General features: G+C 37.9%; 17 protein-coding genes. 13 read left to right on the plus strand and 4 right to left on the minus strand.

The features are described from left to right. Positions 1–246: 246 nt before the first annotated feature. Positions 247–453, plus strand: coding sequence for a hypothetical protein (locus PGS38_RS06140; RefSeq protein ID WP_147399530.1), 207 nt, complete (start codon positions 247–249; stop codon positions 451–453). Between the two features lie 58 nt (positions 454–511). Here the strand turns inward: PGS38_RS06140 and PGS38_RS06145 are convergent, their stop codons facing one another. The 4 genes from PGS38_RS06145 to PGS38_RS06160 are packed head-to-tail and all read right to left on the minus strand — an operon-like array spanning position 512 to position 3,137. Then, on the minus strand, positions 512–1,051 hold the full coding sequence (locus tag PGS38_RS06145) for a hypothetical protein (RefSeq protein WP_119207864.1): 540 nt from the start codon (positions 1,049–1,051) through the stop codon (positions 512–514). A 19-nt stretch (positions 1,052–1,070) separates the two neighbouring features. Beyond that, on the minus strand, positions 1,071–1,655 hold the full coding sequence (locus tag PGS38_RS06150; RefSeq protein WP_055222176.1) for a hypothetical protein: 585 nt from the start codon (positions 1,653–1,655) through the stop codon (positions 1,071–1,073). Between the two features lie 31 nt (positions 1,656–1,686). Continuing rightward, positions 1,687–2,538, minus strand: coding sequence for a hypothetical protein (locus PGS38_RS06155; RefSeq protein ID WP_119207865.1), 852 nt, complete (start codon positions 2,536–2,538; stop codon positions 1,687–1,689). A 38-nt stretch (positions 2,539–2,576) separates the two neighbouring features. Further along, positions 2,577–3,137 carry a C39 family peptidase gene (locus tag PGS38_RS06160; protein WP_119207866.1) on the minus strand — a complete coding sequence of 187 codons (561 nt, stop codon included), beginning with the start codon at positions 3,135–3,137 and terminating at the stop codon, positions 2,577–2,579. A gap of 694 nt (positions 3,138–3,831) precedes the next feature. On the opposite strand from PGS38_RS06160, the gene PGS38_RS06165 reads away from it, so the two are divergent. The 12 genes from PGS38_RS06165 to PGS38_RS06220 all read left to right on the plus strand — a co-directional run bounded on the left by PGS38_RS06165 (position 3,832) and on the right by PGS38_RS06220 (position 12,869). Next, positions 3,832–5,247 (plus strand): DNA cytosine methyltransferase, encoded by a 1,416-nt coding sequence (locus PGS38_RS06165; RefSeq protein ID WP_158585834.1) that lies wholly within the window; start codon positions 3,832–3,834, stop codon positions 5,245–5,247. 37 nt (positions 5,248–5,284) lie between these two features. Next, a complete protein-coding gene (locus tag PGS38_RS06170) occupies positions 5,285–5,479 on the plus strand; it encodes a hypothetical protein (protein WP_117802129.1) in 195 nt (64 codons plus the stop codon). 177 nt (positions 5,480–5,656) lie between these two features. After that, positions 5,657–7,186: a DNA cytosine methyltransferase gene (locus PGS38_RS06175; RefSeq protein ID WP_173816158.1), complete on the plus strand. Its 1,530-nt coding sequence runs from the start codon at positions 5,657–5,659 to the stop codon at positions 7,184–7,186. 219 nt (positions 7,187–7,405) lie between these two features. Further along, entirely contained in the window at positions 7,406–7,666 is a 261-nt protein-coding gene (locus PGS38_RS06180) for a hypothetical protein (RefSeq protein WP_118640630.1), read from the plus strand. Positions 7,667–7,842: 176 nt separating this feature from the next. After that, positions 7,843–8,142, plus strand: coding sequence for a hypothetical protein (locus PGS38_RS06185; RefSeq protein ID WP_117802122.1), 300 nt, complete (start codon positions 7,843–7,845; stop codon positions 8,140–8,142). A 57-nt stretch (positions 8,143–8,199) separates the two neighbouring features. Continuing rightward, positions 8,200–8,577: a hypothetical protein gene (locus PGS38_RS06190; RefSeq protein ID WP_117802121.1), complete on the plus strand. Its 378-nt coding sequence runs from the start codon at positions 8,200–8,202 to the stop codon at positions 8,575–8,577. A 160-nt stretch (positions 8,578–8,737) separates the two neighbouring features. Continuing rightward, a complete protein-coding gene (locus PGS38_RS06195) occupies positions 8,738–9,007 on the plus strand; it encodes a hypothetical protein (RefSeq protein WP_117802120.1) in 270 nt (89 codons plus the stop codon). After that, positions 9,004–9,393 carry a hypothetical protein gene (locus PGS38_RS06200; protein ID WP_117802119.1) on the plus strand — a complete coding sequence of 130 codons (390 nt, stop codon included), beginning with the start codon at positions 9,004–9,006 and terminating at the stop codon, positions 9,391–9,393. Before PGS38_RS06195 ends, PGS38_RS06200 begins: the two co-directional genes overlap by 4 nt. A 134-nt stretch (positions 9,394–9,527) precedes the next feature. Further along, on the plus strand, positions 9,528–11,036 hold the full coding sequence (locus PGS38_RS06205) for a phosphodiester glycosidase family protein (RefSeq protein ID WP_118640627.1): 1,509 nt from the start codon (positions 9,528–9,530) through the stop codon (positions 11,034–11,036). Between the two features lie 159 nt (positions 11,037–11,195). Next, the gene (locus PGS38_RS06210) at positions 11,196–12,011 is read left to right on the plus strand and encodes a hypothetical protein (protein ID WP_117802117.1); all 816 of its coding nucleotides are present in this window, start codon (positions 11,196–11,198) and stop codon (positions 12,009–12,011) included. Positions 12,012–12,092: 81 nt separating this feature from the next. Continuing rightward, positions 12,093–12,248 (plus strand): hypothetical protein, encoded by a 156-nt coding sequence (locus PGS38_RS06215; RefSeq protein ID WP_158568351.1) that lies wholly within the window; start codon positions 12,093–12,095, stop codon positions 12,246–12,248. A gap of 114 nt (positions 12,249–12,362) precedes the next feature. Next, entirely contained in the window at positions 12,363–12,869 is a 507-nt protein-coding gene (locus tag PGS38_RS06220; RefSeq protein WP_270476052.1) for an SLOG family protein, read from the plus strand. Positions 12,870–12,954 lie beyond the last annotated feature (85 nt).

Genomic DNA, 12,954 nt, shown 5'->3' on the forward strand with positions numbered 1-12,954 from the left:
CATGCACAAAAAGATGTGGGCGATCTCAGACAGCGCACAAAAAAAGGCATTGAAACGGCGAGATTAAATGGAAAAATCATAGGCCGTCCAAAAGGGCAACATAGCGTAAGCGAACGAGAAGTGCGAGCAAAAAGACAAATGATGAAGAGTGTCAGATCGGTTGGAGTGTCAATTTGAAACGATCTCGCGGGTACCATTCCCAGCACCGCTACGCGTTGGTCTGCCCATTTCCCAGGAGCGTAATTCATGAGTAACGTAGCAATATTTTGCGCTTACCTTACGTTTGACGTTTGCAAGCCATCGGCGCTATTTGCCAAAGTTTTAAAAACGAATGCAGAAAAGCAGCAAACCTTTTTAGGGTTTACTGCTTTTCCGTTTCCTGTAGACAATGTGATTTCAGTTTTTTGTTATCTAATTCATCGTATTAGATGTTGTAGAACAATAACCAAATAAAATAACTATTTCATTGTTGGTGGTAATAACTGCATTAGGGGGGATAGAAATAATTAAACTACTCGGTAGCTTCATCACCATTAAATTCACGGTTTGTTTTTCCATTTTGATTACAACTTACTGTAATTGTGGCTGATGAAGAAAGCTTATTTCCAAAAAGGCCTTCTTTATACAATTCAAATACTCCAACTGCTTTTGCAAAAGTGGGAGAAACCTGTTTCTCAGAAGCGCTATTTTTAACCTGCCAACCATCAGCAACATTCCAAACACTGTTTTTACAGTTTGTTACATTACAGATGGTTCCATCATATGTAAATTCGCCAACGGTCTTAAATTCACCCAATGTAGAATTATCAGACTTCAAATAAAAGCGTCCAGATTGCCATGCAGAAGCAGTTTGATACTTGGCAATTGTGACTGGTTCAGAATTATAAAACTCTATACCAACTTCTGAGTTATTGGTATTCAGCAGGATAGAATCGTTTTGTGTTGGTTTGATTGAAGTATGGTCTGCTGCAAAAGCAGTTGTAGGAGACATAGTTCCTAACAAAAATACGGACAAAGTTGCTGCGATAAGTTGTTTAAGTTTTGTATACATATTTATCTTTACCTCCACATTAAATTATAGTTGATTCATCATAATCTCCAGAAAAACTGATTTTTCCGCTTTTACTACATTTTGCTTTACAACTTGCGCTATTATTATATTTACCACTCTTTTTGAGCGTATAGTTTCCTATAATAGAGGCACTTCCGTCATCGCTTTCTTCATCGCTTAGATTATATGTTCCGCTCCATCCAGAAGCTGTTGGATTATGATAGCCACTTGAACCAGTTGCTGTTGCTGATGATCCAGTATATTCAAAAGTTCCATCTAAGCCATATACGGATACAATCTCTTTGCTTGAAGTTAGGCGAAACCAACCCTCCATAGAAAAACTTTTTGCGCGCGCACGAGTTAAATTGTTTACTTTAATTACTACTTCCGTGTAAACTTCTTCGCTTATGTCTAACTTAACTGGAATAGTTGTAATACCATTTTGTACAGTGATATCGGCTGGATCAGCTAATGCAAGCGCTTCTTCAAGGGAGATTTCAAATGATGTATTTTGTTGCCTGTCATTTGATTCTGCCGCAAACGTTGGTAAAGGAAATGAAAATAATAATGTAAAAGCAATCAATAATGGAAATAATTTTTTCATATCACATGCCCTCCATCAAATAAGATTTGTTTTAGAATCTGTTTCTCTTCTTGAAAAAGAAAAATGCACAACCAAATACTGACAAAGCTAATATCCCCCAAATAAACCGACCATAGGTTACTTGAGAATGATCAACATCTTTAACATCTGTTCCGCCAGCCATATCCGAATTTGCTTCTGGTAAATCATTAGCAATTTCTTTTACTTGTTCGTAATCATAAATTACAGAATTACTTCTTGCATAAGTGACTAAATTTTCATCATAATCTGTTGCGGTAACAGGAACAATTTCTTCTATTACACCATCACTATTAGGAATGAGGGCAACAACATCTTGGAATATTGGTAAACCGCCAACCAATATTGTATCTGCTGGAATTTCATCGATGATACTTGAAAGTTTTTTTTCATAATCATAGTTTGAATTTCCATTTTTGTATAATGCAAGGCTAGAAATGACCCATTTCCCCGCATTATCTAATACCTCTTGCTGTTCTTCCTCAGAAAGAATAGCTTTTGCATTCTCACTTAAGGGAAGCCCCTTTTGGAAATTAACTACCACGGTTCCATTAACTGTATCAATCGGTAACAGATAAATATAGTTTCCGTTTTCAAGTGCATTTTCAATTTCACCTACTACGTTAGTGGATAATTTAAAAACATTTGTATCGACATATATTTTGAAAGCACTGTCATAATTTATGTCCTCTGCTGTAATGGATATGTTTTTATCACTGTATACATCATTAACAGCGGTTACAATTTTGTCTGAAATGTTGCTTAATTCCGATTCGGCGTTGCCCGAAAAATCGGATGCAAATGCTGTTGCAGAAAACATGAACATCATAGAGAGCGTTAATAAGCAAGTGATTATTTTTTTCATATTCGTTACCTCCTAATCAATATTAAGCTTTCTATTGGTTATTTTCTTAAAACAGTTTTTTCATAGCAACGAGTTCCCAGTGTTCCAGTTGATCCATTTACCAGCCCAGTATACGAAAAATATTGTGCATCAACATTGGGCGAAGGGTCTAAAATATACAAATAATTTGTAGAACCCGTTTTATAACCACTAGCAACGACTACATGACTTAATGAACCATCCTGGCCTTGTAACCAGACAACAAATGGATCACCATCATCAATTTCAGTTTTACAAGAATTAAAAGAAAGTGCGGTGGATTTACTGGTAAAAGTTACACTATCTACAGATGCATATTTTATCGCATCGCAAATATTTGTAATAGTACCTTCTTGATTATCTGTATTACCCTTAATTTTTTTTACAATAGCATACTGGTCACGATTGCTTCCACTGTTATAATACTTGCCGATCATCTCTGAACAAGAAGCCCAGCACCACTTTGTCTTGTTTTGATCTATCTCAGAAACACCCAAAGTTTTTGATGCTGCAAATACTGGAACAGTTAAAGTCATAATCAGCATGGCAACAACAGGAATTTCTAATAAACGACGTTTCATAAATTATTCCCCCATTTCAATTTTATTTGCCTTATAATACCTACGCTTATAACTACGATACCATGATAATCACCCTCCATCATTTTTAAAATTATGTACACAATAATGTATATCTTAACAAAATTATATCACAATTAAATGTATATCGCAAATAGTTTCTGTAATATCAGGGATTTCGCTTTTAGTAACGCATATTTATAAGTAGCCCCTTTTCTGTATTCACTTTTCCTTTTTTCCTCACAGACAGAACCATTATGCACAAAATTCCCCCTTTTCTGTTTGGAACCGTTTTACCTATTTCTTTTTCCTTTTATACAGCATATTCTATCCACCTTTTTCATACAAAATATCCTTTACTTTTTCTATCAGCAGTTCATCACAGAACTTTCGGCTTACACTCTTTCGGCTGATTCCGCTTCCTTCAAACGTTTGGACTCGTCGATACAGATATAGTTCTCTCATGTTGAAATCTATGATCATCAGGTTAAATATAACTTCTGTCGCTGTGTGACAATAACAGTGCTTCGCGTGATAATACGTTTTTTACTAAGTGAATGTTTCTTGATGGATCTTGATTGATAGAAGCATGTTATTTTGCACGCAATTTCCAATATTATCTATATCAGATCAATTTAAGCAGAAAGGAGTATGTCAAATAACAGATCTGAAATACAATATGTCCATGGAGAAAAAAATGAAAAAATTGCATTCATCAAATAGAGGATTAACATTCTCTATAACACCAAACGAACAATATTATCCCGGCGGTCATTATATTTATGAAGTCCGCCCAACTTGCATTATCATTCGCCCTTCTAAGAGCGGCCTTAAAATTTCCAAAAAGAGATCTGGAGCCAATATAAATGCCTTATTTGATCTTAGGAGTAAAAAAGTACGCGATGCAGTTTCCAGATGCAGTCATATGGAAATGGAGGTTCTGCAGGACAAAATTATCGTACGCTGCATCCGCAGTATTAAGGACAAAATCGTTCCCATTGAACGTGTCCTTGCTGAATTCAGCGTATCCAAAGTAGTTTTAAAGGCTGCCGCTGGCATTGAAGGGCAAATCAGCATTGCGGAATATTTGGATTCCATCGGATTTTCTGACTGGAATACAACCGTTAATGAGGAAGTACGATCTGTATTTTCTGTTATGTCTTTATTTTCAGGAGCAGGCATGTTGGACTGGCCATTTCATCTGGACCCGGCCTTTGAAATCAACTACGCATGTGACTCTGATGCGGCTGCCTGTGAATCGTATCGACATAACATAGGAAATCATATTGTGTGCCGTGATGTCCGGGAAGTTTCGGGAAAGATCCCTCCACAGCACCTGATCATAGGCGGGCCTTCCTGTAAACCATTCTCTTCCAGTAATCGAAGGAGAAGAATGGAGAATCATGAAGATGTTGATCTTGTGGATGAATATATTCGCATCACACAGGAAAATTGTCCGGAAATTTTTGTAATTGAAAATGTTCCGCAATTTATCACCTGTGAAAGCGGAAAATTTCTTTCCAAAGTGCTGCAAAAATTGAGCCATCGGTATACAATCACATCCAACATTGTACGAGACTGCGATATTGGCGGATATACCACCCGAAAAAGGGCGATCATTATCGGATCTCGTATCGGTAAAATTCAGCTTCCACAGCTCAAATTATACCCATTCCATACGGTCCGTGAAGCATTATCCAAAGTCACATCCAAATGGTATAACTACTTTGATGTAACTACAAGCCGTCCGGAAACAGAGAAGAGAATGGCTCTCGTCCGGCCCGGACATAATTTCAAAGACATTCCTGAATTTCGTGATAATAAAACTATGCATTCAGATCGCTACTATCGACTGGATTATGATTCTGTATCTCCTACCATTGTCAATTGGAGAAAGCTCCCCATTATTCATCCAACAGAAAACCGAACATTAACTGTAGCAGAAGCTTCTGCCTTAATGGGATTTGATCAGCGTTTCGAATTTCATGGAACGATCGGGGAACGTCAGCAGCAGTGTGGAAACGGATGTACCTACGCAATAGGTAGTCTGATCAAAAAGGTCACCAAAGAAGCCCTGCTCCGGTATCATTGCGATCCGATCCTTAGTGTGTAGTACATATTTGAATGTTAAATAGAAGGAGGAAAATTTTATGTTATGGACAGTATTATTTCAAAAGCTGAAACGTCAGCCGCCGAAAGCATCCCAGATATATGCACTTCTGGACAATCCCAAGACACATCGAACAGAAAAAGTATATCTGAAATTAAAGTATGATTCTCATGGATATCCTTATTTCGTTCCAAGAGACGAAAATATTGAACGCGGATATCGGAAAACGAAATAAACAACCCAGGGGGTGCGAGCAGCATCCCCTTTTCTTATTGCAAATACCGCCCCCAAAAAGACCTGCATTTTTTGTTTTTTACATTCTTTCTAATTCTATCAGTATCAGATCAATAAACGAGGAAAGGAGTATACAAATTAGATCTGAAATACATTTTGTCAAAAAAGGAGAATTAACATGATCAACGGAGAATTAATCGTTGACAACTTTGCTGGCGGTGGCGGGGCAAGTACAGGCATTGAACTTGCTACTGGTTATAGCGTTGATATTGCTATAAATCACGATCCAGAGGCAATTCGAATGCACCAGACCAATCATCCAAACACAAAACACTATTGCGAAGATGTATGGATGGTAGATCCTGTTAAGGTTTGCAATGGACGTCCAGTAGGGCTTGCCTGGTTTTCACCAGATTGTAAACATTTCAGCAAAGCAAAAGGCGGAAAGCCCAAGGATAAGAACATCCGTGGCTTGGCCTGGGTAGCCTGCAGATGGGCGGGATTAGTACGTCCGCGAGTTATTATGCTGGAGAATGTAGAGGAATTCAAAGGATGGGGGCCTCTTAACAGGCAGCATCATCCAATCAAAGCCAAACGCGGCACAACATTTCAGAAATTTGTTCATCAGCTCAATGATTTAGGATATGAGGTTCAATATCGAGAGCTGATTGCTGCTGATTATGGCGCACCTACAACCCGAAAGAGATTTTTTCTGATTGCTCGATGCGACGGAAAGCCTATTGTATGGCCCTCACCTACGCATGCGCCGGCTGATAGCCCAGAAGTCAAAAATGGGCATTTAAAGCCATATCTGGGAGCCTACACGCAAATCGACTTTCAGCGTCCTTGCCCAAGTATTTTTGATACGGCAGAAGAAATTAAGGAAAAATATGGCATCCGTGCGCAAAGACCGCTTTCTCCGAAAACGATGGAGCGGATTGCAAGAGGAATCCAAAAATATATCTTAGAGAACCCAGAACCTTTTCTTGTCCAATGCAACCACGGTGGAGATCGGAAAGCAGGGGATTTACACATCCCGCTCCCTACAATCACAGCGAAAAATGGGTATGGAATTGTGCGGCCGACGCTTGCTCCCTGCAAATCAGGAAAAATTTCTGCATTTTTGCACAAATATTATTCAGGAGGATATAAAGGAGCAGGAGAATGCATGAAAAATCCATTACCTACTGTTACTGCATGGGATCATAACAGCATTGTGGCTGCAACTCTTGTTCAGATGAATAATCACTGCGATGGAAAGGACATTCGGAATCCTCTTCCTACCATCACAGCCGGAGACGGACATTTCGGTGAAGTAAGAGCCTTTCTTTTGAAATTCCATGGAAATCGTAGCGAAGGAGACCTGAAAGAACCATTAAATGTCATAACTACCAAAGATAAATTCGGGCTTGTTACAATTTCAGGAACGGATTATCAAATCGTAGATATTGGGCTGAGAATGCTGGAACCACAGGAACTTTATGGATGCCAGGGCTTTCCAAGTGATTATATCATCGATCATGACTATACGGGAAAGACCTATCAGAGAGCAGAGCAGGTTAAAAGATGTGGCAATGCCGTTTGCCCACCCATACCAGCCGCCCTTGTAAAAGCGAATCTTCCTGAACTGTGCAAAGCAGAAAGGCAGCCCATTTGTCGCCCAGACAGAATCCAAACTGAGCGCAATGGACAGTTGAAATTTGCATAAATATTGTGCGGAATTTTCACGTAGACGCTTGGAAGACCCGCGGACACATGCGGACATATAAGTCCGGAAAAACTGTATATATTAAAGAAACTACGCACCACCGGAAAGCACATAACGGTGATGCGCAAAATGTAAAAATGATTGTGAAATCATTAAAAGAATAGTAATTTAAATTTTGCAAATGAAAAATTGCTTTCATGGGAAAAGAAGGATGAAAATATGAATAAAATTGAAACACCAACGCTGGATATAATGATTGAAATTCAGGAACAATCACAGCTTTGTGGAGAATTTCTTGATTGGCTCTTAAGAAAATATACCATGTTTGACAGAAAACAAAAGAGAGAAAGTCCATTTGCCAATGTTATGGGTAACGGAGACTATATCAATAAAGAAAAGTTACTTGCTGAATTTTTTGATATTGATTTAGTAGAAGCTGAAAAAGAACGACAAGCTATTCTGGATGCTATGCAACGATGAAAGATTGTCTTAAATGTGACCGTTCCAAAAGATAGTAAAATAAATCTTTAATGTATTGAATATTTTTCACATAAAACATAACCTGTTTTATAGCACATGATAAAAATTAAAGTTTATTTTTATCGTGTGCTTTTTTTACAATTCTATTAATATCAGTAGAAAGAGAGGTAATGAGCATGATACACGCTATATGTGATTTTTGTGGAAAAGACTGTGATAGAACGGCAACGCTGTTATCTATGACACCTTTTCAAAATTTTGCTAGGTATCATACAGATAATGAACCATATGGAAATAGAGAAAAAACTAGAAGTTTTGTAATCTGCTATGAATGTTGTAAAAAACATAATCTTCCTAATCCGTATGAAACATATTCAGGAATTACTAAGCAAGAGGGGCATTATGAGAAATGCCTTGATAATTATACAGATGTTGACCTTGTAGAAGATAAAAAATACGATAAGAGATTTGATTAAATAAGGATTTAACTGATGATAGCTCAAGGTGAAGATAATTAAAAGGAGACAAATAATATGCAAAAAAAATTTATAACAATTGCAAGAGAAAATAAAAATGCAGACTTTTATTTAGTATGTCATACAGCCTGTAATGAACTAGGAAACTTTCAATGGTTCTTAAAAGATGACCCCAACTCTGAACATGAAGTAAATCTTGAAAACCAAGTTTATGAATCATTTTCAACTGACTCAAATTGGATCAGAAAAAATGCAGAAAATAAGTGGCTAGGTTGTCATTGTCTATTAAAAGATGATGAATATAATGAATATACAGAAATGATTTGTCATCTATCAAGCGATATTTTAACCATGCTTCGCAATAATATTTTTGATATGATTAGTACATTTAATTCTCAAGGGAATTTTGACCATAATTATATTTTAGAAAATTAAATACGAATTTGATCCACTTTTTGTCCTTTCTCCGGGATATAACGAGGGATATTATCTGGATCTTTCTATCCGCGGAGCCTGGTCTATTACGTACAAAATAGACACGCTTCATTTAGGTACCATAAAAACGCTGGGTAATTCCGTAGAAGGAATCCGTCAGATGGCAACACTCTATGGAGAATGCCTTGTTTCGTTTCAGAAGATCATGCATGATAATATGGATTCGTTTACTCGAAAAGGCTTCGATCTGAAGTTCTATAACACAAAAAAGGAATATTCCGGCGGATTTTCCGGTTTAGAGAGTTCCGACATAGCCCGCCAGCGATTCCAGGAATATCATTCAAAATCGCCTGAAGAGCTTAATTATGGTATTATTCGGGACAATATGTCTCGTAGAGAAAAAATTGTTACAGAAAGGAGCAGCTTATGAAAATCAATTTTTCCATAAACTATAAAGGATACACTGCTGATATATCATACGAACCAGAAGATAAGATCTATGTAGGTGAGGTCCGCTGCATTTCTGATTCTTTGAATTTTCATGGAAGATCCATTCTTGAGGTCAACGCAATGTTTCACCAATCCATTGAGAATTATTTGGATCTCTGCAAACAGATTGGTAAAGATCCTGAAAGGGCTGCCGACTATGAGCTTGCATGCAGAATTTACACCTGCATTTCTGATAATACGGATTGTACGACAGAACCCGAAGCAGTAGAAGCGCTCAGAGAAGCCGTTTTAAAGAGTGGAAAAGCCGGTACTTCAGCTTTTGAGTTATTATGTGATCGTATTGAAGAATTGCTGGAAAACAAGTAAAAAGCACTATTCAGAAAGGTTCTGGGAACACTGCAGATGCATGTGTTTCCGGAACCTTTTTCAATTTTTCAAAAAATCCCATTGTGTTTTCAATACTATATTTGAACAACAAATACAATAGGAGGTATGAAAAATTGAGACACAAAAAACTTATTATTGGAACAGGTATTTGCCTTCTAGGCATTGCCTTATCTGCCGCATGGTTTATTCCATGCAAATTGGAAGCTACTTACGCTGGTAAAACACCTTATCAGTACGATGCAGTCTCTGCCAAAAGCTTTCATGCAAACACTGTAAGCCTGCTCGGAAGGAAAAATCCGGTAACAGACATTTCTATCAGCCCTAAAAAGCTGTCTAAGTCCATCCAACGCATTACTGTGACGTACGGAGATATGTCCGTATCTGTACCTGTAAAAGCTATTAAAGCCGATCATATCGCATGGAGTTATGCGGATGGACCGATCTACGAAGGAGATTCTTTCCACTCGGAAGACATATCTGCGAAGCTTATTTATGCGGATAATACCCAAAAGGAACTGGCCGTATCCGATTTTGAACTCACAAAGACTCCTGAAATTTTAACTGCAGATGATCATACTGTAACTGCAAAGACTATTCTGGGCGAGGAGCAGTATGAGATTCCACTGAACACGATCAGCAAATTGTCAATGGAAAGTAAAGAACTTCTCTATGAAGGGGATTATCCAAAATCTGATTTTTCTTATGAAGTCACGTATAGTGGCAACGAAAAGAAAGAATTGTCTGTAGATGATGTTGAAATTTCTGACACAATTTCATTGGCAGCAGGAAATAATGATATTTCTGTTACCTATCTTGGAAAAGAATATACATCAACAATCACTGCAAAGCAAAAAACAGCTGCTGTCGTCGCCGCCGAGACCTATAAGGCAGAATTAGATAATAGTGTATCTAATGTCACAACCGATAGTATTTTCGTTTCCGTTCAGCAAAAATACACGGAGAGCGGTGAATATTTCTTAACCCATATTATCGTCAACGATCCATCTAATCAAGTCAAAGGCGGACTATCAAATGACAGTTGGGGCAGCTATAGAGAATATCCGACTACATATGCCGGCCGTACAGGAGCAGCAGTCACAACAAACGGCAGTTATTTTTCATATGATAGTGGGCAACCTGTATGCGCTGGATGTTTTATTAAAGATGGAAAAATTTTAAAAGACGGTGTGACGAATGGGAAAGAAATCTGCCTGGACAACACTGGAAAGTTTTATACTCCATCGGCTGGAATTTCAGCTTCTACACTCCTTGCATCCGGAGTCAAAGATATTTGGGGGACAGCTGATCCACTGCTAATCCAGGACGGTCAAAAAGTAGATTTGGCAAATCAGCAAAAAATAAATAATACTTACTATAACCGAACAGCAATCGGTATGGTTCAGCCAGGAGAGTATTATATGATTACTGCCGGAACGGCACAGTACAAAAATGGATTGTCTTTTGCTGAATTGCAGAGTATTTTCGCCAATCTTGGATGTACCTATGCAAGAAGCATGGACGGCGGCGGTAGCAGTTCCCTTGTCGTGAATGGAAAGTTATTAAACACACCTGCGCAATACGATGAACGTCCGGTTGTCGATTTTCTGAGCTTTTTGCCATAAATATTCATAGCTCTGGATTGGATGGGAAACTCTCCCATTTATAATGACATTTTTGTTTTCGGGCTAATTTTTCATACTATTTTCATCAGATCAAATAAACGATGAAAGGAGTACCGAAACCTATAAGATCTGAAATACATTTTGTCAAGGAGTATATTTATGAAACCTATTAAAATTTTGCGTCTAAACAGAAAGCATCTTTCACAAATGACCTATTATTTCACAAGTTTTCAGGATAATAGCTGTTCCCATGATGGACAGTCATCTATCTGCCGTATTCACAGTATGCAATATATTCCGGTAACCCCTAATATGCGTGACTACAATTTGCTTGATTCCCTTGGTGTCGCACCTGATCTGGAGCGGATTCTGGATTATGCAATGTTATATGGTGCCACTTACGTAGAACTTACTGGAAATGATGCGGATATTGATCCTTTGCTCCCCACGTTCAAATGGACTCTGGACAACGATATCTTGTATGCTATTTTGAAAGATGGCGAACAGATGGCAACTTATTTTGCTATCGGAATTGATTTTCCTTGCCATTGCATTGTCCCAGCTAACTTTGTACTTGGATCATCGGATTTTTCAGCATGCATTGAGGATACGTTACGTCGTATTGCTTCCTTATATCCTGAATCAACTACGGCAGAACTTTATGCCAACATGGGTGCTGTACCTGACGAAAAAATCCCGGAAGGAGAAGAGGATAACTGGGTTCCTGTAGATCTTGGATATTCGATTCCGGAAATTCTGAGGATTGAAAATTCGCCAAAGCCTCCACTTTACTTCAAGGTAAATCCTCATTATGAAGATACGCTGGCTTTTAAAATGCCCTATTTTGATATGGACTACCTTGAAAAACATGTTCGGCCCGAGTTTGATGAGATTTCAGAAATTATCCCAATTTCTCCAGAAGATTATCAAAAATCGATCAAATACGAAGATGTATGTACTTCCGCACGGAACTAAATCTATTTTACGACTATGCTCAAATGATATTTTTTATCAAGAAAGGATTATATTATGCTGAATTTTTTGAAAAAACTTTTTATGCGTAACCCAAAACACTACATCGTTTCCGGCCCATCTGTACCGGAGAAAGACTTTACAAACAAACGCAACGCGCGTAAATTTCTGTTTCAGAACAGTGAAAATGGCTACGATGCTATGATCGACTGCCTTGATACAGATCCTTGCTGCAAATAATCAAAAATCCCCATAGCCACAAAGGTTCTGACTTCATTTTGAAGATTCAGGACCTTTTTTATTTTATATTTACAATACTAAATATATAGAAATTATTTCAAGGAGAGCATCAACATGGCTAAAGCATGCACATTTATCGGAAACAGAGACTTATCATTAAATGAACAGTGGGCTTTGCGCCCCCGTCTGCAGCAGGCTATTCTGAATTATCTGAATGCAGGAGGCTATTTTTTTGCGTGTGGTGGCTCATATGGGTTTGACTTAGTTGCTGCGGAAGAAGTTCTGAATTTCAAACAATATTATCCCTATATCCAGATGATTCTGCTGCTCCCATATCCCCATTATACCTCAAGGTGGACGATGGAAGACCAGCAACGCTTACAACAGGTTATGCAATACAGTATTTATCGTTATTCTTATTCTGCTTATCGAAAAGGCATCTATTCAGAGCGTAATCAGCAGCTTATTGATGGTAGTAATTATTGTATTTACTATTCGGATTCCAAGACTGCGCCTTATACGCAATCCATCATAGATTATGCAATTGATAATGGAATATGGACTACAAACCTCGCTGATAACCTTCTTTGGAGCGCAGATGACTACTTTGAACATCTTTGAGTGAAAATTTTTTAAATATTTACAATACTATACTTAGAAACAAAATTTACCAAAGAAGGAGGACGCTGTTTCATGTTTTTTAATG

The sequence above is a fragment of the Fusicatenibacter saccharivorans genome, from assembly GCF_027667425.1.
Taxonomy (GTDB): domain Bacteria; phylum Bacillota; class Clostridia; order Lachnospirales; family Lachnospiraceae; genus Fusicatenibacter; species Fusicatenibacter saccharivorans.

What these genes read in the sequence shown, in the direction of transcription:
- PGS38_RS06165 (WP_158585834.1), top strand. Translation starts at nt 3,832, where the DNA reads ATGAAAAAATTGCATTCATCAAATAGAGGATTAACATTCTCTATAACA.
- PGS38_RS06220 (WP_270476052.1), top strand. Translation starts at nt 12,363, where the DNA reads ATGGCTAAAGCATGCACATTTATCGGAAACAGAGACTTATCATTAAAT.
- PGS38_RS06185 (WP_117802122.1), top strand. Translation starts at nt 7,843, where the DNA reads ATGATACACGCTATATGTGATTTTTGTGGAAAAGACTGTGATAGAACG.
- PGS38_RS06215 (WP_158568351.1), top strand. Translation starts at nt 12,093, where the DNA reads ATGCGTAACCCAAAACACTACATCGTTTCCGGCCCATCTGTACCGGAG.
- PGS38_RS06195 (WP_117802120.1), top strand. Translation starts at nt 8,738, where the DNA reads ATGGCAACACTCTATGGAGAATGCCTTGTTTCGTTTCAGAAGATCATG.
- PGS38_RS06210 (WP_117802117.1), top strand. Translation starts at nt 11,196, where the DNA reads ATGAAACCTATTAAAATTTTGCGTCTAAACAGAAAGCATCTTTCACAA.
- PGS38_RS06150 (WP_055222176.1), bottom strand. Translation starts at nt 1,655, where the DNA reads ATGAAAAAATTATTTCCATTATTGATTGCTTTTACATTATTATTTTCA.
- PGS38_RS06140 (WP_147399530.1), top strand. Translation starts at nt 247, where the DNA reads ATGAGTAACGTAGCAATATTTTGCGCTTACCTTACGTTTGACGTTTGC.
- PGS38_RS06180 (WP_118640630.1), top strand. Translation starts at nt 7,406, where the DNA reads ATGAATAAAATTGAAACACCAACGCTGGATATAATGATTGAAATTCAG.
- PGS38_RS06155 (WP_119207865.1), bottom strand. Translation starts at nt 2,538, where the DNA reads ATGAAAAAAATAATCACTTGCTTATTAACGCTCTCTATGATGTTCATG.
- PGS38_RS06190 (WP_117802121.1), top strand. Translation starts at nt 8,200, where the DNA reads ATGCAAAAAAAATTTATAACAATTGCAAGAGAAAATAAAAATGCAGAC.
- PGS38_RS06175 (WP_173816158.1), top strand. Translation starts at nt 5,657, where the DNA reads ATGATCAACGGAGAATTAATCGTTGACAACTTTGCTGGCGGTGGCGGG.
- PGS38_RS06145 (WP_119207864.1), bottom strand. Translation starts at nt 1,051, where the DNA reads ATGTATACAAAACTTAAACAACTTATCGCAGCAACTTTGTCCGTATTT.
- PGS38_RS06170 (WP_117802129.1), top strand. Translation starts at nt 5,285, where the DNA reads ATGTTATGGACAGTATTATTTCAAAAGCTGAAACGTCAGCCGCCGAAA.
- PGS38_RS06160 (WP_119207866.1), bottom strand. Translation starts at nt 3,137, where the DNA reads ATGAAACGTCGTTTATTAGAAATTCCTGTTGTTGCCATGCTGATTATG.
- PGS38_RS06200 (WP_117802119.1), top strand. Translation starts at nt 9,004, where the DNA reads ATGAAAATCAATTTTTCCATAAACTATAAAGGATACACTGCTGATATA.